Raw genomic sequence first — 23295 nt, 5'->3', positions numbered from 1 at the left:
GCCGATCCGCCACGGCACATCCGCACCCCGCGCGAGTCCTAGACTCGACACATGCCGGAAACACCTGAGAACTCCGGCGCGCCCGCCGCGTCGCCGATCGACCACAAGCCCCGCTCCCGCACCGTCACCGATGGCATCGAGGCCACGACCAGCCGCGGCATGCTTCGCGCGGTCGGCATGGGCGACGCCGACTGGGACAAGTCGCAGATCGGCATCGCGAGCTCGTGGAACGAGATCACGCCCTGCAACCTCAGCCTCGACCGGCTCGCGCGGGCCGCCAAGGAGGGCGTGCACGCCGGCGGCGGCTACCCGCTGCAGTTCGGCACGGTGAGCGTCAGCGACGGTATCTCGATGGGTCACGAGGGCATGCACTTCTCCCTCGTCAGCCGTGAGGTCATCGCCGACAGCGTGGAGACCGTCATGCAGGGCGAGCGCCTCGACGGCTCCGTGCTGCTGGCCGGCTGCGACAAGTCGATCCCGGGCATGCTCATGGCCGCGGCCCGACTCGAGCTGCCCAGTGTGTTCCTCTACGCCGGCTCCATCGCGCCCGGCTGGGTGCGTCTGAGCGACGGGACCGAAAAGGACATCACCATCATCGACAGCTTCGAGGCGGTGGGCGGCGTCAAGGCCGGCACGATGAGCCTCGAGGATGCGCACGCGATCGAGTGCGCCTTCGCCCCGGGCGAGGGCGCCTGCGGCGGCATGTACACGGCCAACACGATGGCGTCGGTCGCCGAGGCCCTCGGCATGTCGATCCCCGGATCCGCCAGCCCGCCCAGCTACGACCGTCGCCGCGACTACTACGCGCACCGTTCGGGCGAGGCCGTCGTGAACCTGCTCAAGCAGGGCATCATGACCAGCGACATCCTCACCAAGAAGGCGTTCGAGAACGCGATCGCAGTCGGCATGGCGCTCGGCGGCTCGACCAACATCGTGCTGCACCTCCTCGCGATCGCCCGCGAGGCGCAGGTCGAGCTCACCCTCGACGACTTCAACCGCATCGGCTCGAAGGTGCCGCACATCGGCGATCTGAAGCCCTTCGGCAAGTACGTCATGAACGACGTCGACCGCCGCGGCGGACTGCCGGTGCTGATGAAGGCGCTGCTGGATGCCGGTCTCATGCACGGCGACGTCATGACCGTCACCGGCAAGACGATGGCCGAGAACCTGGCCGACATCGACCCGCCGGCGCTCGACGGCTCGGTGCTGCGCACGCTCGACAACCCGATCCACGAGACCGGCGGTCTCACGATCCTCAAGGGCTCGCTCGCCCCCGAGGGCGCCGTCGTCAAGACGGCCGGCTTCGACGCCGCCACCTTCGAGGGCCCGGCGCGCGTGTTCGAGCGCGAGCGCGCGGCGATGGATGCGCTGACGAACGGCGAGATCCAGAAGGGCGACGTGGTGGTCATCCGCTATGAGGGCCCCAAGGGCGGACCAGGCATGCGCGAGATGCTCGCCATCACGGCGGCCATCAAGGGCGCGGGCCTCGGCGCCGATGTACTACTCTTGACCGACGGACGATTCTCAGGCGGCACAACCGGCCTGTGCATCGGCCACATCGCACCCGAGGCGGTGGACGCAGGTCCTATCGCCTTCGTGCGCGATGGTGATCTGATACGGGTCGATATCGCTGCCCGGTCCATCGACCTGATCGTCGATGAGTCCGAGTTGGAAGCCCGCCGTGACGGCTGGGCTCCGCTTCCCCCGCGCTATACCCGTGGCGTTCTCGCGAAGTACTCGAAGCTCGTGCGTTCCGCTGCGGAAGGCGCGGTCACCGGGTAGTTCCTCTCCGCTTCGGCGCGGCACCGCGCGATCGTGCGCATCCGCGTCGTCAGACACCTCGACACGAAGGGTTCCCCATGACTGCGGACGCATCACCCGCGCCTGCCGCCCGCCCGAACTCCGGTGAGCCGCCGGTGCTCACCGGTTCGGGCGCCATCCTCGCCTCCTTCGCCAAGCTCGGCATCACCGACGTCTTCGGTCTGCCGGGCGGCGCCATCATCCCGTTCTACGACGAGCTGATGGCCTCGAAGGAGGTGCGCCACATCCTCGTGCGCCACGAGCAGGGCGCCGGCCACGCGGCCGAGGGCTACGCCGCGGCGAGCGGACGGGTCGGCGTCGCGATCGCGACCTCCGGCCCGGGCGCCACCAACCTGGTCACCGCGATCGCCGACGCCTACATGGACTCGGTGCCGATGATCGCGCTCACCGGCCAGGTCTTCTCGACGCTGATGGGCACCGACGCCTTCCAGGAGATCGACATCGTCGGCATCACGATGCCGATCACGAAGCACTCGATCCTGGTCAAGACGCCGGAGGAGGTGCCGCTCGCCCTGGCGCGCGCCTACCAGATCGCCACGACCGGCCGCCCCGGCCCGGTGCTGGTGGATGTCACGAAGGACGCCCAGCAGAACTCGGCGCCCTTCATCTGGCCGTCGGCCGTCGACCTGCCCGGCTACCGCCCCGTCACGAAGGCGCACGGCAAGCAGATTCACGCCGCGGCCGAGCTGCTCGCCGCCTCGCACCGGCCCGTGCTCTACGTCGGCGGCGGCACCGTGCGCGCCGAGGCCGCAGCCGAGCTGCTCGAGTTCGCCGAGCTGACCGGCGCCCCGATCGTCACGACGCTCATGGCGCGCGGCGTGTTCCCCGACTCGCACCGCCAGAACCTCGGCATGCCCGGCATGCACGGCGCCGTGCCCGCGGTGCTGGGCCTGCAGGAGTCCGACCTGGTGTTCAGCCTCGGCGCCCGCTTCGACGACCGCGTCACGGGCAAGCCGAGCGAGTTCGCGCCCGACGCGAAGGTCGTGCACGTCGACATCGACCCGGCCGAGATCGGCAAGATCCGTCACGCGGATGTGCCGATCGTGGGCGATGCGAAGGAGGTGCTGCTCGACCTGATCGCCGCCTACAAGGAGATCGCCCCCGAGTCGCGCGCCGACCTCGCGCCGTGGTGGGAGCGCCTCGAGCAGCTGCGCACCGCGTACCCGCTCGGCTACACCGAGCCCGACGACGGCCTGCTGTCGCCGCAGCACGTCATCCAGCGCATCGGCGAGCTCTCCGGACCGGAAGCCGTCTACGCCGCGGGCGTCGGCCAGCACCAGATGTGGGCCGCGCAGTTCATCAAGTACGAGCGCCCGCACGCCTGGCTCAACTCCGGCGGCGCCGGCACGATGGGCTACTCGGTTCCGGCCGCGATGGGCGCGAAGGTCGCCGAGCCCGACCGCCTCGTGTGGGCGATCGACGGCGACGGCTGCTTCCAGATGACCAATCAGGAGCTCGCCACCTGCGCGATCAACGACATCCCGATCAAGGTCGCGATCATCAACAACAGCTCGCTGGGCATGGTGCGCCAGTGGCAGACTCTGTTCTACGACGGCCGCCACTCCTTCACCGACCTCAACACGGGGTCGCTGAACGAGACCGAGCAGACCCGCATGATCCCCGACTTCGTGAAGCTCGCCGACGCCTACGGCGCCCTCGGCATCCGCGTCACGAAGCCGGAGGAGATCGACGCCGCCATCAAGCTCGCGATCGAGACGAACGACCGCCCCGTGGTGATCGACTTCGTCGTCAGCCGCGACGCCATGGTGTGGCCGATGGTGCCGCAGGGCGTCGGCAACTCGCAGGTGCAGTACGCCCGAGACCACGCCCCCGAGTGGGGAGAGGAGTAAAGCCATGACGACTCACGTGCTCAGCCTCCTCGTCGAGGACAAGCCGGGTCTGCTGACCCGCGTCGCCGGCCTGTTCGCCCGCCGCGGCTTCAACATCAACAGCCTCGCGGTCGGCCCGACCGAGATCGAGGGGCTCTCGCGCATCACCGTCGTGGTGGATGTCGACGAGCTGCCGCTCGAGCAGGTCACCAAGCAGCTCAACAAGCTGGTCAACGTCATCAAGATCGTCGAGCTCGACCCGAACCAGTCGGTTCAGCGCGAGCACCTGCTGATCAAGGTGCGCGTCGACAACACGACCCGCTCGCAGATCCTCGAGGCGGTGAACCTGTTCCGCGCCCGCGTCGTCGACGTGGCCACCGACGCCCTCGTGATCGAGGTCACCGGCGACAGCGGCAAGGTGCAGGCGTTCCTGCGCGTGCTCGAGCCCTACGGCATCAAGGAGATCGCGCAGTCGGGCCTGCTCGCCATCGGGCGCGGCGCGAAGAGCATCACCGAGCGGGTGCTGCGCAGCTGACCTCCCGCGGCGCCACGCGCGCCGCACCGACTCGCGGGCCCGAGCCCGCATCCGATCCCGGCCCGAACGGCCGGACCAGCACCCCCAACAGAGAGAGATACCAAGGCAGATGGCTGAGATCTTCTACGACAACGACGCGGACCTGTCGATCATCCAGGGCAAGAAGGTGGCCGTCGTCGGCTACGGCTCGCAGGGTCACGCGCACGCGCAGAACCTGCGCGACTCGGGCGTCGAGGTCAAGATCGCGCTCAAGGACGGCTCGAAGTCGGCCGCCAAGGCGAAGGAGGAGGGCTTCGAGGTCCTCGATGTCGCCGATGCGACCGTCTGGGCCGACGTCATCATGATCCTCGCGCCGGACCAGCACCAGCGCTCGATCTACAACGACTCGGTGAAGCCGAACCTCACCGAGGGCAAGGCGCTCGCCTTCGCGCACGGCTTCAACATCCGCTTCGGCTACATCGACGCGCCCGAGGGCGTCGACGTCATCCTGATCGCCCCGAAGGCCCCCGGCCACACGGTGCGTCGCGAGTACGTCGCCGGCCGCGGCATCCCCGACATCATCGCCGTCGAGAACGACGCCTCGGGCCAGGCCTGGGCGCTCGCGCTCTCCTACGCGAAGGGCATCGGCGGCACCCGCGCCGGCGTCATCAAGACGACCTTCACCGAGGAGACCGAGTCGGACCTCTTCGGCGAGCAGGCCGTGCTCTGCGGCGGCACCTCGCAGCTGATCCAGTACGGCTTCGAGACCCTCGTCGAGGCCGGCTACCAGCCGGAGATCGCCTACTTCGAGGTGCTGCACGAGCTCAAGCTCATCGTCGACCTCATCTGGGAGGGCGGCATCGCCAAGCAGCGCTGGTCGGTCAGCGACACGGCCGAGTTCGGCGACTACGTGTCGGGCCCGCGCGTCATCGACCCCTCGGTCAAGGAGAACATGAAGGCCGTTCTCGCCGACATCCAGTCGGGCGCGTTCGCGAAGCGCTTCATCGACGACCAGGACAACGGCGCCGTCGAGTTCCTCGCCCTGCGCGAGAAGGCCGCCGCGCACCCGATCGAGAGCACCGGCAAGGAGCTGCGCGCGCTGTTCGCGTGGAAGCAGACCGACGCCGACTACGTCGAGGGAAGCGCCGCGCGCTGATCTCGCGCTGATCCTTTGCGGCTCTCGTCGCACGCACGTCCCGGAGGGCGGTCCCGCAGCAGCGGGGCCGCCCTCCGGCGTTCCCGGTCTCGTTCCCGGGCCCCGCGGCACCCGTCGGGGAGCGCGTCGGCGTGAGCGTTGCGGCGCTGGGCATGCGCGGTTCACCCGACACGGGGGTGGATGAGGCGAGCCGTTCACCTGGGATGTCGAACCTGGCCGCGTGCTCAGGCTCGTCCTCGCCACTCTGACCGCCACGATCATCCTCCTCGGGGGTGTGGCCGCCGGGGGACCGGCGAGCGACCCCGCGAACGCCGCGGACGGCACCGCGCCCGGCGCGGCGAGCGCCGCATCCGCCGCCTCGGGCTCCACGAGCGTGACGGGCGCCGCTGACTCCGCGGGCCCCGCCGGCTCCACGAGCGCCGTCGGCGAGGACACCTCCGAGGGGCCCGAGCCCGGCGCCGGATCCCGCGGCGTCGTGAACGCCCCCACCACGAGCGTGCTCATCAACGAGCTCAGCAACGGCTCGTCGCGCTCGCGCAGCGACGGCTTCGTCGAGCTGCGCAACTGGGGCGCCGCTCCGGTGGCGCTCGACGGCTGGAAGCTCTACCGCTGCACCTCGGGTGGACTGCGGGCGAACGACAACGACGTCGAAGCCGACCTGAGCGGGCAGACGCTCGCGCCGGGGCAGCTGCTCACGATCAGCAAGCTCGGCATGGCCGGCGCGCTGCACGTCATGCAGCCCTACGCCTCCAGCGGCTTCGGCCTCTGGCTCGAAGACCCGCAGGGCCGCGTCGCCGACCGCGTCGGGGTCTACCCGAACCAGCCCTGGATGACGGCGAGCGAGTGCACGCCGTCGACCGGCTCGGCGCGCAACCTGCCGAACTCCCTCGACTTCTCGACCGATCAGAGCTGGCAGCGCCGCGCCGACACGGGTGACAGCGGGCGCGACTGGATCGCCGCCCTGGCCACGATCGATGCGCCGAACGTCGCGTCGGCGCCCGCGCGCGACGACTCGGGTGTCGTGATCTCCGAGTTCGCCACGGCTGGGCAGACGGGCAGCGCCGACGACTTCGTCGAGCTGCGCAACGACGGATCCGCATCCGTCGACATCGGCGGCTGGCAGCTGCTGCGCTGCACCGCGTCGGGTCGCCTCGATCACGGCAACCTGCAGACCACGATCGCTACGGGCACGACCCTCGCGCCCGGAGACCGCTGGGTCGCGGCCGGCTCGGGCTTCGCCGGCGACGCGGACGCCCGCTACGACACCGGCTTCGCCGACGCCGGCGCGGGCGCCCTGCTGCGCACGAAGGACGGACTGCTCGCGGATCGCGTCGCCGTGAGCCAGTACAGCGACAGCGCCTGCCAGGACGGCGACGCCAAGCTGCCGGCGATCCTGGATGCGGTGGCCGACGAGTCGTGGCAGCGCGCCGAGCCGGGATCGAGCGCGGCATCCGTGAGCACCGCATCCACGACTCCCGCCTCCACGACTCCCGCCCCCGCTACCCCCGCCTCCGCGACCCCCGGCTGGATCATCGCCCCGCGAACCCCCGGCGCCGCGAACGCGAGCCGGGAGTCGAGCGTGTTCCGCGCGGCGTTCGCCTACCCGGCGAAAGCCGACCGCGGCGTCGCGATCAGCGAGATCGCGAACGACCCCGGCGCTCCGGTGCTGCCGTCGACGCTGACGCAGCGCAACTTCATCGAGATCGCCAACTACGGCTCGCGCACGATCGACGTCGGCGGCTGGACGCTGCGCCGCTGCATGGCCGACGGCCTGCGCGCGCCCGCCGTGCAGACGACGATCCCGGCCGGTACGAAGCTCAAGCCGGGTGCGACCTGGACCGCCGCCCGCGCCGGGACGAGCGATGCGCGCGGCGCGCAGGCGAGCTACGACACGACCCTGAGCTTCCTCGGCACCGGCGTCTGGCTGGCCGACGACCGGGGCGACCGCGTCGACAGCGTCGGCGTCTACGGCCGCAACGAGCTCGACGCGAGCATCGACACCGTCAGCCCCTGCTCGAAGGGCCTCACCCTCACGACCTACCTGGTCGACCGGATGCGCGGTCAGAGCTTCCAGCGGGTCGCCTTCACCGGATCGGACGCCGACGACTTCCGCGCCGCCGAGGCGACGCCGGGCGAGCGCACGACGCTCGACGAGGACTACCGCGCCGAGACCGAGGCGCGCGCCGGCGACACGGCGACGGGCTCGGCCCCGGCGGCGACCGACGCCGTGGGCGCCGCGGGCACGAGCGCCGCGAAGTCCCGCACCGCCTCCACCGCGAAGCCCCTCGCCGGCACCGCCGCGACCGTGCTGCGCGCCTGGTCGGGCACGAGTCAGAACGGCCGCCTCACCGCGGCGCACGCCGACGGCGAGACGTCGCTCGACCCGGCCTTCATCGGCGCGAGCTCACCGGCCGGCGCGGCGGCGGCCGATGCGGCAGCCGGCACCGGCGCACCCGCATCCACCGATCACGCCTACGGCTACCCCTACCAGCGCTTCGAGCTGGATGCGGCGGGCCTGAAGACGGGCAGCCGCATCGGCTGGTCCGGCGCGACGACGGGCCGCAACGAGCTGCAGCTCTCGGTCTGGACCGGCTCCGCCTGGCGCCGACTCGCCGCCGGAACCGACCCCACCGCATGCGGCGCCCCGATCGCGCTGACCGGCACGCTGCGCTCGGGCGAGATCCGCAGCGGGAAGGTCACCGTGCTCGTGCAGGACGGCCCGCGCACGAAGGCCACGATCGCCGCCGGGATCGACGGCGCGCTGCAGGATCCCGACGACTACGACCTCGCGATCTCGCACGTCACCGACACGCAGTACCTCACCGACGCCTACCCCGAGGTCTACGCCGAGGAGCTGAGCTGGATCGCCGACAACGCCGCGAGCCGCAAGATCGCCTTCGCGACCCACACGGGCGACCTCGTGCAGAACTGGGTCGACCCCGACCAGAGCGACGTGCGGGCGCGCGCCGAGTTCGCGCGGGCGTCGAGCATCCAGGGCATCCTCGACCGCGCCGGCGTGCCGAACAGCGTGCTGCCGGGCAACCACGACTCGAAGCGCGGCATCGACTACACGCTCTTCGACGAGTTCTTCGGCCCCGACCGCTACGCCGCGCAGCCCTGGTACGGCGGATCCATCGCGCCGGGCGACAACGCCGCGAACTACTCGCTGATCAGCGCGGGCGGCGCCGACTTCCTCATGCTGTCGCTGCCCTACGCCTACGGCGAGCGCGAGATCGACTGGGCCGAGCGGGTCGTGGCCGCGCATCCCGACCGCAACGTCGTCGTGTCGACGCACGAGCACCTCAGCCCCAAGCTGCGGGATGCGCCCGCGCAGCGCTCGAGCTCGTCGCGCTGGGTGTCGCGCGCCGACGAGCTGTGGGACCGCGTCGTCGCGCCGAACCGCAACGTCGTGGCGGTGCTGTCGGGGCACTTCCACGGCATCGGCCAGATCACGACCGAGGATGCGGGCGGTCTGCCCGGTCACGACGTGGTCGAGCTGCTGGCCGACTACCAGGAGTTCCGCACGCACACGGGTCAGCGGGCGACCGGCTTCCAGCGCCTGCTGCAGCTCGATCTCGCCTCGGGAACGATCGCGGTCGACACCTTCTCGACGCGGCTGAAGGCCACGGCCTCGTATCCCTACGACTACGAGCAGTTCCTCGCCGACAACGGCAGCGACTCCTCCCCGTCGAACGACCGCCCGTGGAACGTGATCGCCGCCGGCACGCAGGACCGCTACGGCGATGCGGATGACGAGTTCACCGCGCACGTGACCTTCCAGTACGCGAAGCGGGTCGCGACGACCGGCCTCACGACGGCGGGCCCGGCGAAGCCCTCGACGCGCGACCTGGCGCTGCTGCCGACGACGAGGCCCGGCGGCCGCAGCTGATCGGCTCAGCTCCTCGGAAGGGTCAGTAGCGGGGCACGGCCGGGTCGACCGTGAGCGACCACGACTCGATGCCGCCGGTGAGGTGCCGGGCGGCGAAGCCCTGGCGGCGCAGGATCGTCAGCGCCTCATCCGAGCGGATGCCGTGGTGGCAGTACACGACGAGCGGCTTCGTCGCGTCGAGCTCGCCCATCCGCAGCGTGAGCTGGTCGAAGGGGATCAGCAGCGACCCGGGGATGCGCGCGATCTCCGCCTCGGCCGGTTCGCGCACGTCGAGCAGGACCGGGCGCTCCTCGAGAAGCCCGAGGCTCTCGGGGGCGAGCAGCTGCGCCAGCTCGATCGCGGAGACGCCGAGGTCGTCGGGGTGCTCGACGGGCGCCGTGGTCTCCTCGAGCGAGCCGGGTCGCACGCCCGGTGACCGGGTCAGCGGCATCCGCTCGCCGACGGTTCCGGTGCGGTCGAGCCGCACCAGCAGTCCGGCGGTGCGGCGGTCGCGCAGCAGCGTGAGCGCGAGCTCGGAGGCGAGCGCCGCCGTCGCGGTCACGAGGGCGAGGGAGGGCTCTCCCTGGCGCGCGGGAGCGCTCGCCGCGGTGTCGTCCGTCGCACGGTCTGTCGCGTCGTGCTCCGCACCGTCCGCCACGGGGTGCCTCTCCGGGTGCGCATCGCGGTAGTCGAGCTCGAGCTCGTCCCAGCCGCTGCCGATCTCGCCGCCGTCGGCATCCGCGGTCGCCCACACCAGGGGGATGCTCACCACGGCCGCGCCGTCGTTGCTGGCGTAGCGGGTGGCCGGGTCGTCGCTCGCGTCGACGACGAGGTCGGCGTCGAGCAGCAGGTCGAAGGTGCTGCCCGCGGCGAGACGCGTCGGCCGGGCCCGCACGATGGTCTGCGGATGCGTGGTCGCCACGGTCGCGGCGACGGCCCCGGCCACGGTCTCCGCCCGCCAGGTCTCGCCGTCGCGCGCGTCGTCGACGATCTCGATCGTGCCGACGCCGGACGCCGCGAGGGTCGTCGCCACGCGCGAGCCGATCGCGCCGGCGCCGACCACCGTCACGGAAGCGGAGGCGAGACGCTCGCGCACCGAACGTTCCGACTCCATCCCTCGATCCTGGCACCGCCGGCCGTGCATCGCATCCGTCAGGCTCCACCTGAACCTCCGCCCGCGTGTCGCGGCGGCAGACGACGGGGCCGAAGGCGGAGAGTGCGGGCCGAGGCGCCGCCCCGCCGCATCCGCGGGTCGCACACAGGCGCGGGCACGGCATGATGGGGGCGTGAGCAGATCAGCGGTGCACTTCGGTGCCGGCAACATCGGCCGCGGCTTCGTGGCCCAGTTCCTGCACGAGAGCGGATACGAGGTCGTCTTCGCCGATGTCAACGAGGAGCTCATCGGCGCGCTGCAGGCGCAGCCGAGCTACCTCGTGCACGAGATCGGCGAGGGCGCGGTCGACAAGGTCGTCGACGGCTACCGGGCGCTGAACAGCCGCTCGCAGGAGTCGGATGTGGTGGCCGCGATCGCCGAGGCCGAGGTCGTCACGACCGCGGTGGGCGCGCGCATCCTGCCCTTCGTCGCCCCCGTCATCGCCCAGGGTCTGGCGCTGCGCGACCCCGACGCGGCCCCGCTCGTCGTGATCGCGTGCGAGAACGCGATCGGAGGAACCGACATCCTCGCCGCCGAGGTGCGCAAGCTGAACGCCGAGCCGAGCGCGATCTTCGCGAACTGCGCGATCGACCGCATCGTGCCCGAGCAGCACGGCGGCCTCGACGTGACGATCGAGTCGTTCCACGAGTGGGTCGTCGACCGCACGCCGTTCCCCGGCGCGACGCCCGACATCCACGGCGTCACCTGGGTCGACGACCTGCGCCCCTTCATCGAGCGCAAGCTGTTCACCGTCAACACGGCGCACGCCGCCGCCGCCTATCACGGGCTCGACCGGGGCTGGACGCGCATCCGCGAAGCCCTCGCGACGCCCGAGCTGCAGGCCGAGGTGCGCGCTGTGCTCGCCGAGACGAAGGCTCTGCTCGTGGCGAAGCACGGCTTCAGCGACGACGAGCAGCAGGCTTACATCGAGAAGACGCTGAAGCGCATCTCGAACCCCGAGCTGCCCGATACCTGCGAGCGCGTCGGCCGCGGCCCGCTGCGCAAGCTGAGCCGCCACGAGCGCTTCATCGGCCCCGCCGCCGAGCTGGCCGAGCGCGGTCTGCCCGCCTGGGACCTGCTCAACGCCGTCGGCGCCGCGCTGCGCTTCGACGTGCCCGAGGATGCGGAGAGCGTCGAGCTGCAGGCGCTGCTCTCCAGCGGCCGGCCGGCCGCCGAGCTGGCCCGCGAGATCACCGGGATCGAGCCGGGGCATCCGCTGTTCGACTCGCTCGTCGAGGTCGTGCAGCTGCGGCTGGACCGCTGAGGCATGGCGGACCGCGACGACCGGACGCCCCACGAGGTCGACGACGAGGCTCTTCCCGAGGGGGAGTCGCCTGCTGAGGCGGAGGCGCTCGACGCCGACGATGACGACGCCGATGAAGACGACGCTCTCAGCTGGGAGGGCGACGACGACCTCGGCCGCACGACCTCGCTGACCGACCCGCGCACGGCGGCGGCCACGCGGCGTCCCCGCTCGGCCACGGTCGACGGGTGCCCGGTGCGCGCGGGCGGGCACGTCTCCGACGGGGAGCTCTCCGCCGAGGACGCCGACCTCGAAGCCGACCTGGCCGTCGACGGTGAGCGTCCGCGCCGCGACCCCGTCCGCCTGCTCGTGACGGGCGTCTTCGCGCTGATCTACCTGGCCTTCACGGTCGGCTGGATCCTGGCGGTGCAGGGCATCGTCGGCACGGCACTCGGCAGCGGATCGACCGGCTGGGTCGACGCGATCGCCCGCATCAGCCAGTTCCTGGCCCTGGTCGCGAGCGCGCTGTGGTTCGTGACCGTCGTGCACCTGACCCGCGACTCGCGCCTGATCGTGCGCGTCGGGTGGATGCTGCTCGGAACGCCGCTGCTGCTGCCGTGGCCCTACCTGATGGGGAGCCTGCTGTGACCCGCGACGAGAGCGCGAAGCGCGACTTCGAGGTCGAGCACTCGGGCGTCGACGACGACCTGCCGGCCGAGCTGCGCGACGCGGAGCCCTTCGAGAGAGAGCTGGACGACGACGAGGGCGTCGAGATCGACGGCACCCTGCGGCGGCAGCGCTTCGGCGTCGCCGATCTGATCGTCGCGATCGTCTTCGCGTTCCTGTTCCTGGTCAGCGGCTATGCGGCGCTCGGCAACCTGATCGGACTGCCCCGCTACCTGCAGGCGAACGGCTACGTCGACATCCCCTGGGTCACGCTCGTCGGCGCCGTCGCGGCTCCGGTCGTGCTCTTCGTGGCGTCGCTGTTCGCCGGCCGCGGGCGCCCCACCTTCGAGCGCGCCCTCATCCTCATCGTCGCCCTCGCGGCGAACGCGGCGCTCGGCTTCTCGCTCGACTGGTTCACCCTGGCGGGCGTGCGCGTCGCCTGACCCGCGGCTCAGCCGAAGGCGGCCAGCAGCACGAGCGCGCCGAGCACGACCTGCCCGACGAGGCGCGGCACGAGCGGGATCGCCGCGCGACCGAAGCGCTCCGGGTTCGCCGCCGCGTAGGCGTTCGCCGGGAACACCGCGATCAGGAACAGCACGAGCAGCACGCCGACCACGAGGCGCAGGCCCGGCACGAGAAGCCCGATCCCGCCGAGGATCTCGCACAGTCCGGTCAGCACGACGAGCACGTGCGGGGAGGGCCAGCCCGGGCGACGGAACATCGGCGGGATCATCGCCCGCATCCCCCGGGCGACCGAGGGCACGAAGTGCGCGACGCCCATGCCGACGAAGAGCACGGCGAGCACGACCCGCAGCACGGCGGCGATGAGGTCGACGGCGGTCATGCGGCGCGGTTCAGAGCGCGGTCGCGACCACGCGCGGTCGAATCGGATGCGGTCGCACCCGACACGGAGTCGGATGCGCCCGCGGCGGTCGAGCGGCGCTGGTCGCCGATCGCGAGCCGGGGCTCGAGGCGCAGACGCTGACGCGACTCCGGGGAGTCGCCGCGGACGGGCCGGGTCGCCGGCATCGCCCAGAGCAGCGCCGCGGGCGCGAGCAGCGCGGGCGCGAGGACCACGCCGTAGGCGTAGCCGGCTGTGACGATCGACGCGTGAGTCAGGTCGAGAGCTCGAACGGCTCCCGCCGCGGTCGCGACGATCGCGGCGACGCCGCCGAGCACGGTGAGCGCGGTTCCGACGGTGCGGGTCGCGCGGCGGGGGAGCCCGGGCGCGACGGCGGGAGCGGCACCGGGGACCAGCGCGCCGATCGCCGCGAGCGACGCGACGAGCAGGATGCCGCCGAGCACGTCGCTCGGGCGGTGCCAGCCGAGGTGCACGAGCTGCACGGCCACGGCGCCGAGCAGCAGGGCGCTCGCCGGCGCGAGCACGAGGCGGGCGCCGGCCGGGCTGACGAGCAGCAGTGCGAACAGAACCGACGCGACGGCGACGGCGTGACCGCTGGGGAAGGTGTTGGCGGCATCCACCGCCAGGTTCGGCCGTTCGAGCAGCAGGTGCTTGAGCGCCTGCCCGAGCACGTTCGCGGCGCCGATCACCGCGATGCCCACGACGGCGCCGACGACGCGGCGCTGCACGAGGGCGATGCCGGCGACGACGACGCAGGCGACGACGAGGGCGGGGATGCTGACCAGGGCGAGCAGCGCCGACGACTCGGAGTAGGCGGCCAGGTCGAGCACGCCCTGCTCGACGTGCTGCCCGCGCGCGGTCTGCACGGCGAGCACGAAGACGATCGCGAGTCCCGCGGCGGCCGCGAGCGCGACCGCGACCTGGCGCACGCGGCGGGCGGCGACGGGGGAGCGGCGGATCTCGGGCACGCCCCGACGCTACCGACGGAGCATGGACGCGAGCACAAAGCGGTGCGGCGCGCCCGCAGGCCGCTCGGCCGCGGTGTCACACGGAGCGGAGGCTCTCGGCGCCTGCACTAGGCTGGTCGCGCCCGGACAGCGCGCCTCCGGCCACAGCGCCTCTGGCCGCTCGACTGCACCACATGGTCACGAACCGTGCCGTGCTCCGCACGACCGGGCATTCCCCGCCGTCGCACCGAAAGCCGCTACGCCTGTGTCAAAGCCGGTCGTCCTGATCGCCGAACAGCTCTCGCCCGCCACCGTCGACGCCCTCGGGCCCGACTTCGACATCCGCGATGTCGACGGCACCGATCGCCCCGCTCTGCTCTCCGCTCTCGCCGAGGCCGACGCGATCCTCATCCGCTCTGCGACGCAGGTCGACGCCGAGGCGATCGCCGCGGCCCCGCGCCTCAAGGTCGTCGCCCGCGCGGGCGTCGGGCTCGACAACGTCGACATCAAGTCGGCCACGCAGGCCGGCGTCATGGTCGTCAACGCGCCGACGTCGAACATCATCAGCGCGGCCGAGCTCACGGTGGGCCACATCCTGAGCCTCGCCCGCCACATCCCGGCCGCGCACGCGAGCCTCGCCGGGGGCGCCTGGAAGCGCTCGTCGTACACCGGCACCGAGCTCTACGAGAAGACCGTCGGCATCATCGGCCTCGGCCGCATCGGCGCGCTCATCACGGCCCGTCTGCAGGCCTTCGGCGTGAACGTCGTCGCCTACGACCCCTACGTCACCGCGAACCGCGCACAGCAGCTCGGCGTGACCCTGCTGAGCCTCGACGAGCTGCTCGCGCAGAGCGACTTCATCACGATCCACATGCCGAAGACCCCCGAGACCACGGGGATGATCGGCACCGAGCAGCTCGCCAAGATGAAGCCGACCGCCTACATCGTCAACGTCGCGCGCGGCGGCCTGATCGACGAGGCGGCGCTGTTCGAGGCGCTGCAGGCGAACGTGATCGCCGGCGCCGGTCTCGACGTCTTCGTCAGCGAGCCCCCGAAGGACTCGCCGCTGCTCGCCCTGCCGAACGTCGTCGTCACGCCGCACCTCGGCGCCTCGACCGACGAGGCGCAGGAGAAGGCCGGCGTCTCGGTCGCCCGGTCGGTGCGCCTCGCGCTCGGCGGCGAGCTGGTGCCGGATGCGGTGAACGTCGCCGGCGGCGTCATCGACCCCTACGTGCGCCCCGGCATCCCGCTGACCGAGAAGCTCGGCCAGGTGTTCTCGGGTCTCGCGGGCAGTGCGATCACGAGCCTGGATGTCGAGATCCGCGGCGAGCTCGTCGACTACGACGTGAGCGTGCTCAAGCTCGCCGCCCTCAAGGGCGTGTTCTCGAACGTCGTCACCGAGCAGGTCAGCTACGTGAACGCGCCGCTGCTCGCTGAGCAGCGCGGTGTCGCGGCTCGCCTGCTGACCGACCCGGAGAGCCCGGAGTACCGCAACCTGATCACCCTGCGCGGCGCTCTCGCCGACGGCAGCCAGGTGTCGGTCTCGGGCACCCTGACCGGACCGAAGCAGATCGAGAAGATCGTCGAGATCAACGGCTTCGACGTCGAGCTGCCGGTCGCCGAGCACTTCATCGTCATGCTCTACACCGACCGCCCGGGCATCGTCGCGGTCTACGGTCGCGAGTTCGGCGAGGCCGACATCAACATCGCGGGCATGCAGATCGCGCGGCAGAGCGCCGGCGGTCAGGCCCTCAGCGTGCTGACGGTCGACTCGCGCGTGCCCGACGAGCTGCTCGAGACGGTGCGCACCGCGATCGACGCGACGCTGCTGCGCGAGATCGACATCGTGCTCGACTGAGTTCTCTGCTCCTCGACGGCCCCGGCGCTCCCGCAGCGCCGGGGCCGTCGTCGTGCGGGGGATGAGGGGACGCCCTCCGCTCGCCGCGTGGGGAGTGGTGCCCGGTGCGCCCCGGCACGCGCCCTCCTAGGGTGGATGCGTGGCCGCCGTCGGGCGGCGCGTGAGGAGCTCCGCCGTGACCGACCCCCAGCATCCCCAGCCCGAGACCCCCGCGTCGAGCGCGCCCGTGCCGCCGATCGACGACCAGATCGACGAGGAGACGCGGGTGCGCGACGTGCTGCGCCCCGCTCCGTCGGCGCCGGACGCCGCGCCGATCGCGGCCCCGCCTGCTGCGCAGCAGGTCCCCGGCCAGCAGCCGCCGCCGCAGTCGTCCGGTCAGCCCGCGCCGCAGCAGTACGGCCAGCCGGCTCAGCAGCACGGCGATCCGGCTCCGCAGCCGGCGTACGGCCAGCCCGTGCCGCAGCAGTACGGCCAGCCCGCTCAGCAGTCGGCGTACGCCCAGCCCGCTCAGCAGCCGACCTACGGCCAGCCCGCCCAGCAGCCCGCCTACGCCCAGCCCGCCCAGCAGTACGGCCAGCCCGCGGCGGGCCCGGTGCCCGGCCAGCCGACCGCGCCCGGCGGCTACGGCGCCCCGGCCCCCGGCTCTCCGCTCGCTCCGGCACCGGGCGCTCGAGCGCCGTTCGGCCTCGGCTTCCTCGCGCTCCTGCTCGGCGGCGGCGCTGCCGTCATCGAGCTGATCGGGCGGCTCGTGCTGTTCGCGGTGTCCCGCACCGGCATCTACGACTTCTATTCGGCCATCAACTGGATCTTCGGCACCCTCAGCTTCCTCGCCGCGCTCGGCGCGATCGTGTTCGGCATCCTGGTGCTCACGCGGCGCGGCGCCGGCCGCATCCCCGCCGCAGCCGGAGTCGCCCTCGGCGGCTACATCGCGGTCGGCTTCGTGCTCTCGCTGCTCTACCTGCTGCCGTCCTGACGCGGGCGCGCTCCCGCACGGCCGAGTCGCGCGGGAGCGCCGGAGTAGGCTGAGCGCGCAGTCGACGACGGCTCCGCCCTGCGACTGGCGATATCCTTCCCCGCACCGACAGGAGCTCCTGCGTGACCCGCGTTCTCGACCTCGCCACCATCCCCGGAGACGGCATCGGAGTCGAGGTGGTCGCCGAGGCGCTCGCCGTGCTGAAGGCCGCGGTCGGGCCCGACGTCGAGGTCACGACCACGGAGTACCCCTTCGGCGCTGAGCACTTCCTCGCGACCGGCGAGATCCTCGGCGACGACGACCTGGCGACGCTCGCGCAGCACGAGGCGATCCTGTTCGGCGCGGTCGGCGGCGACCCCCGCGACCCGCGCCTGGCCGGCGGCATCATCGAGCGCGGACTGCTGCTCAAGCTGCGCTTCGCCTTCGACCACTACGTCAACCTGCGCCCCACCAAGCTCTACCCCTCGGTCACGAGCCCGCTCGCGGATCCGGGCGAGGTCGACTTCGTGATCGTGCGCGAGGGCACCGAGGGGCCCTACGTCGGCAACGGCGGCGTCATCCGCCAGGGCACCCCGCACGAGATCGCCACCGAGGTGAGCATCAACACCGCCTACGGCGTCGAGCGCGTCGTGAAGCACGCGTTCGAGCTGGCCGAGAAGCGCGGCAAGAAGGTCACCCTGGTGCACAAGACGAACGTGCTCACTCACGCCGGATCCACCTGGTCGCGCCTCGTCTCGGCTGAGGCGTCCAATCATCCGGACGTGGTCTGGGACTACCTGCACGTGGATGCGGCGACCATCTTCCTGGTCACCGACCCTGCTAGGTTCGACGTCATCGTCACCGACAACCTCTTCGGCGACATCCTGACCGATCTGGCCGGCGCGATCAGCGGCGGCATCGGGCTCGCCGCCTCGGGCAACGTCAACCCGGAGGGCGCGTTCCCGAGCATGTTCGAGCCGGTTCACGGCTCTGCTCCCGACATCGCCGGGCAGCAGAAGGCCGACCCCACTGCCGCGATCCTGTCGGCGGCGCTCCTGCTCGACCACGTCGGGCTCCCCGAGGCGGCCGCCCGCGTGACCGAGGCCGTCAGCGCCGACCTCGCCGAGCGCGGCTCCGCGACCCGCACGACCTCCGAGGTCGGCGCGGCGATCGCCCAGCGCGTCGCGGCGGCGGCGCCCACCCACTGACACCACACGAACCCGGAGTACAGCACATGCCCATCCAGCTGCCGATGGCCCCGAAGGACCTCACCTTCGCCGTGACCCGCAACGAGAACGCCAAGACCCCCGAGGAGCGCGAGCAGATCCTCGCGAACCCCGGCTTCGGCCAGTTCTTCACGGATCACATGGTCGACATCTGCTGGTCGGAGTGGGGCGGATGGCACCGTCCGCGTGTTCAGCCCTACGGCCCGATCTCGATCGACCCGGCCGCCTCGGTGCTGCATTACGCGCAGGAGATCTTCGAGGGGCTCAAGGCGTACCGCTGGGCCGACGGCAGCATCCGCACCTTCCGTCCCGAGGCGAACGCCGCGCGTCTGCAGCGCTCGGCGGCGCGACTGGCGCTGCCCGAGCTGCCGACGGCGCACTTCATCGACTCGCTCAAGCAGCTGATCCAGGCGGATGCCGACTGGGTGCCGAGCGCGCCGGAGACGAGCCTCTACCTTCGCCCCTTCATGTTCGCCAAGGAGGCGTTCCTGGGGGTGCGCGCGGCGAAGAAGGTCAACTACTACGTGATCGCCAGCCCCGCCGGCGCCTACTTCACCGGCGGCATCCAGCCCCTCGAGATCTGGCTGTCGACGCAGTACACGCGCGCCGGCCACGGCGGCATGGGCGCGGCGAAGACGGGCGGCAACTACGCCGCGTCGCTCGTGGCGCAGCAGGAGGCCGCGGCCAACGACTGCCAGCAGGTGCTGTTCCTGGATGCGCAGGAGGGCAAGTACCTCGAAGAGCTCGGCGGCATGAACGTCGTGCTCGTGACCCGCGACAGCAAGCTGATCACCCCCGAGTCGGACTCGATCCTCGAGGGCATCACGCTCGACTCGCTGCTGCAGCTGGGCCGCGACCGCGGCTACACGACCGAGCAGCGTCGCGTCTCGATCGACGAGGTGCGCGAGGGCGTGGCCTCGGGTGAGATCGTGGAGGCCTTCGCCTGCGGCACCGCCGCCGTCGTCACCCCGATCGGCGTGCTGCGCAACGCCGACCTCCGCATCGACTTCCCGGTGCCGGCCGAGCCGGTGTCGCTGTCGCTGCGCGAGGAGCTGACCGGCATCCAGTACGGCCGCGTGGAGGACCGCCACGGCTGGACCGTGCGCCTCGACGCCGAGGACTGATCCGGCGCCGATCCCGCGCTCCCGACGCCGCCCCGCAGCATCCGCTCGGGGCGGCGTCGTCGTCTCCGGAGCACTCCCACCAGCCCCATCCGTCACAGTTGCGCGACGGCTGTCGGGAGTTCGTTGACGGGTCACAACGGTCGCCCCCCGAACTGGTGTCAGGGGGCGGGATCGGGTTCTGTTCCCGTTCATCTTCGCGGGCGGGCTCGTTCATCCCGGGGCTCGAATCTTCCTTCGCCCCACCCGAATCCGAGCCCGAAGGATGTGCCCGATGGCCTCTGCCGCGCGCATCGTCGTCACGACCTTCGACTCGACCGCCAGCCCCAAGATCACCCCGTGGCGCGAGCACTCGAGCCGCGTCGCCGGCGTCGTGCTCGGCGTCGACGGCCGCCCGTCGCGCCCGCTCGTCGACCTCGGACCGGCACCGGCCGACGTCACCGGCCGTCGCTCCGAACCGCGCCCAACCGGCATCGCCCGCGTCGTGATCGACGCCGACCGGGGCGTGCAGCCCGCGGTGTGGCACCTCGCGGGGTCGAATCACCGCATGCTGGCCCGCAGCGTCGCCGTCTTCGAGTCGGCCGCGGCCGCCGTCGCCGACGCGACCGCGGCACTCGCCGACTTCGCCGCGCTCGAGCCGCGTCTCGTGCGCGATCTGAACGGCTCGGCGCTCGGCTGGTTCCTGCGCCGCGATGAGGAGCCGGTGATCGCCTGCGCCCGGTGGTACTCCACCGACCGCGACCGCCGCAAGTCGCTGCTGGCGGCGCTCGAGGCGCTCGTCACGGCGACCGTCGCGCCGGTCGCGCGCGTGTCGCATCCGCAGCTCGGGCGCGGCCCCCGCGTGTGAGCGCACCGGAGCGCCCCGCCTCCGAGCAGCCCGACTCCGATCTGATCGGCGGCTACCGTCTCGGCGAGCTGAGCGGCAGCGGCGCCACGGCGTCGGTGTTCGCGGCGACGCACGTCGCCACGGGGGAGCGGGCGGCATTGAAGGTGCTGCATCCCCACCTCTCGGTGCGGGCGGTGGATCGCGAGCGCTTCCTCGCCGGGGCACAGCACCGTGTCGTGCATCCGAACGTGATCGCGATCCGCGGAGCGGGAGAGCAGCGCTCGGGCGACACGGTGGTCTGCTGGATCGCGCTCGACTGGGCCGACGGCGAGCCGCTGGCCCGACGGCTGCGTCGTGGTCCGCTCGCGCCGATCGAGGTACGCGAGCTCGCCGAGGGACTGCTCTCGGCGCTGGCCGCCGTGCACGGCTCGGGCCTCGTGCACCGTGACGTGTCGGCCTCGAACGTGCTCGTGCCGGCATCCGGTGCGGTGCGCGCCGCCGACGTGCGGCTGATCGACGTCGACCGGCTCGCCTGGTCGGGCGAGGCGAGTCTGGGGGATGACGTGCTCGGGCTCGACCCGACGGCGCGGCGGGAGGCCGGGGCGGGCGGCGCCGAGGTCGCGGACGGAGGTGCGGAGTCGGGATCCCCCGGCTCGGCATCGGCAGCCGCGCTGGCCCCGCGCATCGTCGCGAACCCCGACTACGCCGCGCCCGAGCAGCTCGCCGGGCTCCCGCTCGATCGCCGCGGCGATCTGTTCTCGGCCGCGGCCGTGCTCTTCGCGGCGGCGACCGGACATCCGCCCTATCGCGGCGCTCGCCGGGATGCCCTGCTGTCCGGCGGCGTCGTGACCCCGCCGATCGCCTCGGTCGAGGGCGCCGACGTGCCGATCGAGGTGGATCGCGCGCTCGCCGAGGCGCTCGCCGCCTCACCGCTGCGCCGCCCGCGCGACGCCGAGGAGCTGCGGCGGCGGATGGTGGATGCGCTCGCGGGCCTCGGGCCGATCGCGGCGGCATCCGGCGTCGGGGCGCGGCCGTCCGGCGACACGGCGGACGACGGGGTGCGCAGCGGCGCCGGGGCGAGCGTCGTCGGCGGAGTCGGGAGCGCCGTCGACGCGCCGACTCGCGTGCTGGCGGCCGGCGGCGCGACCGCGGCGATCTCGACCGCGGCGATCTCGGGCTCGGCATCGGGATCGACGCCGGCGCCGGCTCCGGCTTCCGCGTCCCGCGATGCGCGCACCGAGGTCGTGACCCGCCGCGCCCGCTCGGCCGCCGGCTCTCCCGCCCAGAGCAGCACGCCCCGAGGCTCCGCCGACGCGCGTTCCGCATCCGCCCGTTCATCGCACTCGGTCGCAGCGGCCGGCTCAGGCGCGACGGGTGACCGCGTCGCCGAGCCCGCCGCCGAGTCCTCCCGCGGCCGCGGCGGCCTCATCGCCGCCGTCGCGATCCTGCTCGGCGTCGCCGGCATCGCGACCCTGCCGGCGCTCGCCGACGCCGGCGGCACGGGCGAGGCCGTCCACGACCGCGGAACGGTCTCCGCGGCCCCGTCGTCCACGCCGACTCCGTCGGCGCCGGCGAACCGCGGGCCGCGCCCGACGGCATCGACCGCGCCGCAGCCCGAGCTCGCCCTGCCCGATCTCGCCGGCATGGGACTCGGCGAGGCGACCTCGCGGCTCGCCCAGCTCGGCCTTGAAGTCGGCGTGGTGAGCGAGAGCGACTCGCCCGAGCCGCAGAGCACCGTGCTGAGCGCGCCGGCCTCGGCGCCGGCCGGATCCCGGGTCGATCTCGTCGTCGCCTCCGGCCGCAACCGCGTGCCCGAGGTCGGAGGACTGACGCTCGCGGCGGCCCGGGACGCGCTGACCGCGGCCGGCTTCGGGGTGACCGTCACGGACGGTTCCGGCTCGACCGGCGACCCGGGCGCCGCGTTCCTCGCCTCCGGCACGAACCCGATCGCCGGCACCTCCGTCGCGATCGGCACCGTGATCGAGCTGCGCGTGACGAGTAGCACGCCCAGCGCGAGCCCGTCGCCGGGCCGCCCGTCGCCGTCCCCGTCAGCGGTCAGGGGGCCTTCATGACCCGGACGCCTCGTGTTCACCTGCCGCGGTTCAACTGTCTCGACCCTGCTGGGAATCCGGGCCGAAGCGCCGCGGCGCACCCGGCCGGAAGCTCGGCGGGATCGACTTCGACGCCCGCCCCAGCACCCGCACCGCGCTCGCCGCGACCCCGACTCATCCGCCCCGCTCTCCACCCGAGGATCCGCTCGTGACCGCCGCAGACATCCGCCCGCGCTCGCTGCGCACGCGCCCGTCGTTCGCCGACGCCGTCTTCCGCCGCACCGCGTTCTCGGCCGGCGGCATCACGGTCGCGATCATGCTGGCGGTGGGCATCTTCCTGTCGATCAACGGCGGCCAGGCGCTCGGCGTCGCCGGCCCGTCGTTCCTGGTCGAGCAGGAGTGGTCGCCCGAGACGAAGCACTTCGGCATCGCCGCCGTGCTCTTCGGAACCGTCACGATCGCCGCCGTCGCGATGTGCGTGAGCGTGCCGCTCGCGCTCGGCACCTCGCTGCTGATCTCCGAGATCACCCGCGGCCGGCTCCGCGGCTTCCTCGTCGCCATGGTCGACCTCATGGCCGCCGTGCCGAGTGTCGTGTTCGGCCTGTGGGGCGTCTTCTTCCTGCAGGACAACATCATCCCGGTGTCGCGCTGGCTCTCGACCTACGTCGGCTGGGCGATCCCCTTCCTGCGGGTGACGGATGCGCAGGGGCACCCCCTGACCGACGACAGCGCCTTCACCTCGGCCGCGTTCATCGCCGGCATCGTCGTCGGCCTGATGATCGTGCCCACCCAGACCTCGGTCATGCGCGAGGCCTTCTCGCAGGCTCCGGTCGGCGAGCGCGAGGGCGCGCTGGCGCTCGGCGCCTCGCGGTGGGGCATGATCCGCACGGTCGTGCTGCCGTTCGGACGCGGCGGCATCATCGGCGCCACGATGCTCGGCCTCGGTCGCGGACTCGGCGAGACCATCGCGGTCTACATGATCATCTCGCCGATCTTCACCCTCAACTGGCAGCTGCTGAAGACGGGCTCCAACTCCGTCTCGGCGCTGATCGCGCTGCGCTACGGCGAGTCGAGCCAGTTCGGCCTGTCGGCCCTCATGGCCGCCGGCCTCGCGCTGTTCCTGATCACGCTCGTGATCAACTTCGGCGCCTCGATCGTCGTCGCCCGTTCGCGCTCCGGCGCCCAGACGAACTGACACCGAC

General features: G+C 72.4%; 18 protein-coding genes. 15 read left to right on the top strand and 3 right to left on the bottom strand.

Features of this window, described 5'->3' with window-relative positions; genetic code table 11:
* Positions 1-51: 51 nt before the first annotated feature.
* From ilvD to FJ657_RS00130, 5 genes are all read left to right on the top strand, one after another.
* Positions 52-1782, top strand: coding sequence for a dihydroxy-acid dehydratase (ilvD, locus tag FJ657_RS00150; protein ID WP_141161690.1), 1731 nt, complete (start codon positions 52-54; stop codon positions 1780-1782).
* A 77-nt stretch (positions 1783-1859) separates the two neighbouring features.
* Positions 1860-3671 carry an acetolactate synthase large subunit gene (locus FJ657_RS00145; RefSeq protein WP_141161689.1) on the top strand — a complete coding sequence of 604 codons (1812 nt, stop codon included), beginning with the start codon at positions 1860-1862 and terminating at the stop codon, positions 3669-3671.
* 4 nt (positions 3672-3675) lie between these two features.
* Positions 3676-4185 carry an acetolactate synthase small subunit gene (gene ilvN / locus FJ657_RS00140; protein ID WP_141161688.1) on the top strand — a complete coding sequence of 170 codons (510 nt, stop codon included), beginning with the start codon at positions 3676-3678 and terminating at the stop codon, positions 4183-4185.
* 109 nt (positions 4186-4294) lie between these two features.
* The gene (gene ilvC, locus FJ657_RS00135) at positions 4295-5320 is read left to right on the top strand and encodes a ketol-acid reductoisomerase (RefSeq protein WP_141161687.1); all 1026 of its coding nucleotides are present in this window, start codon (positions 4295-4297) and stop codon (positions 5318-5320) included.
* Positions 5321-5540: 220 nt separating this feature from the next.
* Positions 5541-9209 carry a lamin tail domain-containing protein gene (locus tag FJ657_RS00130; protein ID WP_141161686.1) on the top strand — a complete coding sequence of 1223 codons (3669 nt, stop codon included), beginning with the start codon at positions 5541-5543 and terminating at the stop codon, positions 9207-9209.
* 22 nt (positions 9210-9231) lie between these two features.
* On the opposite strand, the gene FJ657_RS00125 is transcribed toward FJ657_RS00130, so the two are convergent.
* Positions 9232-10302, bottom strand: a complete 1071-nt coding sequence (locus FJ657_RS00125; protein WP_181408809.1) for a ThiF family adenylyltransferase — start codon at positions 10300-10302, stop codon at positions 9232-9234.
* A gap of 172 nt (positions 10303-10474) precedes the next feature.
* Here FJ657_RS00125 and FJ657_RS00120 point away from each other — a divergent pair, with 172 nt between their 5' ends.
* The 3 genes from FJ657_RS00120 to FJ657_RS00110 are packed head-to-tail and all read left to right on the top strand — an operon-like array spanning position 10475 to position 12693.
* A complete protein-coding gene (locus tag FJ657_RS00120; RefSeq protein WP_141161684.1) occupies positions 10475-11605 on the top strand; it encodes a mannitol-1-phosphate 5-dehydrogenase in 1131 nt (376 codons plus the stop codon).
* Positions 11606-11608: 3 nt separating this feature from the next.
* Positions 11609-12232, top strand: coding sequence for a hypothetical protein (locus FJ657_RS00115; RefSeq protein ID WP_141161683.1), 624 nt, complete (start codon positions 11609-11611; stop codon positions 12230-12232).
* The gene (locus FJ657_RS00110; protein WP_141161682.1) at positions 12229-12693 is read left to right on the top strand and encodes a hypothetical protein; all 465 of its coding nucleotides are present in this window, start codon (positions 12229-12231) and stop codon (positions 12691-12693) included. Before FJ657_RS00115 ends, FJ657_RS00110 begins: the two co-directional genes overlap by 4 nt.
* 8 nt (positions 12694-12701) lie before the next feature.
* Here FJ657_RS00110 and FJ657_RS00105 read toward each other — a convergent pair whose 3' ends face one another.
* Both FJ657_RS00105 and FJ657_RS00100 read right to left on the bottom strand, forming a co-directional pair.
* Positions 12702-13094, bottom strand: coding sequence for a DoxX-related protein (locus tag FJ657_RS00105; RefSeq protein WP_141161681.1), 393 nt, complete (start codon positions 13092-13094; stop codon positions 12702-12704).
* A complete protein-coding gene (locus tag FJ657_RS00100; protein WP_141161680.1) occupies positions 13091-14080 on the bottom strand; it encodes a phosphatase PAP2 family protein in 990 nt (329 codons plus the stop codon). The genes FJ657_RS00105 and FJ657_RS00100 overlap by 4 nt, the downstream gene beginning before the upstream one ends.
* A gap of 244 nt (positions 14081-14324) precedes the next feature.
* Here FJ657_RS00100 and serA point away from each other — a divergent pair, with 244 nt between their 5' ends.
* From serA to pstC, 7 genes are all read left to right on the top strand, one after another.
* The gene (gene serA / locus FJ657_RS00095) at positions 14325-15917 is read left to right on the top strand and encodes a phosphoglycerate dehydrogenase (RefSeq protein WP_141161679.1); all 1593 of its coding nucleotides are present in this window, start codon (positions 14325-14327) and stop codon (positions 15915-15917) included.
* Between the two features lie 175 nt (positions 15918-16092).
* A complete protein-coding gene (locus tag FJ657_RS00090; protein WP_141161678.1) occupies positions 16093-16890 on the top strand; it encodes a hypothetical protein in 798 nt (265 codons plus the stop codon).
* A 122-nt stretch (positions 16891-17012) separates the two neighbouring features.
* On the top strand, positions 17013-18077 hold the full coding sequence (locus tag FJ657_RS00085) for a 3-isopropylmalate dehydrogenase (RefSeq protein WP_141161677.1): 1065 nt from the start codon (positions 17013-17015) through the stop codon (positions 18075-18077).
* Positions 18078-18103: 26 nt separating this feature from the next.
* Complete coding sequence (locus tag FJ657_RS00080; protein WP_181408808.1) at positions 18104-19219, top strand: branched-chain amino acid aminotransferase; 1116 nt, start codon at positions 18104-18106, stop codon at positions 19217-19219.
* 271 nt (positions 19220-19490) lie between these two features.
* A complete protein-coding gene (locus FJ657_RS00075) occupies positions 19491-20063 on the top strand; it encodes a hypothetical protein (RefSeq protein ID WP_141161676.1) in 573 nt (190 codons plus the stop codon).
* The gene (locus FJ657_RS00070; protein ID WP_141161675.1) at positions 20060-22114 is read left to right on the top strand and encodes a protein kinase domain-containing protein; all 2055 of its coding nucleotides are present in this window, start codon (positions 20060-20062) and stop codon (positions 22112-22114) included. The genes FJ657_RS00075 and FJ657_RS00070 overlap by 4 nt, the downstream gene beginning before the upstream one ends.
* A 187-nt stretch (positions 22115-22301) precedes the next feature.
* Positions 22302-23288: a phosphate ABC transporter permease subunit PstC gene (pstC, locus tag FJ657_RS00065; protein ID WP_141161674.1), complete on the top strand. Its 987-nt coding sequence runs from the start codon at positions 22302-22304 to the stop codon at positions 23286-23288.
* The last annotated feature ends 7 nt before the right edge of the window (positions 23289-23295 follow it).

This window comes from Schumannella soli (assembly GCF_006517435.1).
In the GTDB taxonomy this organism is placed as follows: domain Bacteria; phylum Actinomycetota; class Actinomycetes; order Actinomycetales; family Microbacteriaceae; genus Schumannella; species Schumannella soli.
Note: the sequence above shows the minus strand (reverse complement) of the source record. Positions and strands in the feature narration are given on the sequence as shown.

Bases quoted from the DNA above. Each gene is read 5' to 3' on its own strand.
- ilvD (WP_141161690.1), top strand. From the start codon at position 52: ATGCCGGAAACACCTGAGAACTCCGGCGCGCCCGCCGCGTCGCCGATC.
- FJ657_RS00145 (WP_141161689.1), top strand. From the start codon at position 1,860: ATGACTGCGGACGCATCACCCGCGCCTGCCGCCCGCCCGAACTCCGGT.
- ilvN (WP_141161688.1), top strand. From the start codon at position 3,676: ATGACGACTCACGTGCTCAGCCTCCTCGTCGAGGACAAGCCGGGTCTG.
- ilvC (WP_141161687.1), top strand. From the start codon at position 4,295: ATGGCTGAGATCTTCTACGACAACGACGCGGACCTGTCGATCATCCAG.
- FJ657_RS00125 (WP_181408809.1), bottom strand. From the start codon at position 10,302: ATGGAGTCGGAACGTTCGGTGCGCGAGCGTCTCGCCTCCGCTTCCGTG.
- FJ657_RS00115 (WP_141161683.1), top strand. From the start codon at position 11,609: ATGGCGGACCGCGACGACCGGACGCCCCACGAGGTCGACGACGAGGCT.
- FJ657_RS00105 (WP_141161681.1), bottom strand. From the start codon at position 13,094: ATGACCGCCGTCGACCTCATCGCCGCCGTGCTGCGGGTCGTGCTCGCC.
- FJ657_RS00080 (WP_181408808.1), top strand. From the start codon at position 18,104: ATGCCCATCCAGCTGCCGATGGCCCCGAAGGACCTCACCTTCGCCGTG.
- FJ657_RS00075 (WP_141161676.1), top strand. From the start codon at position 19,491: ATGGCCTCTGCCGCGCGCATCGTCGTCACGACCTTCGACTCGACCGCC.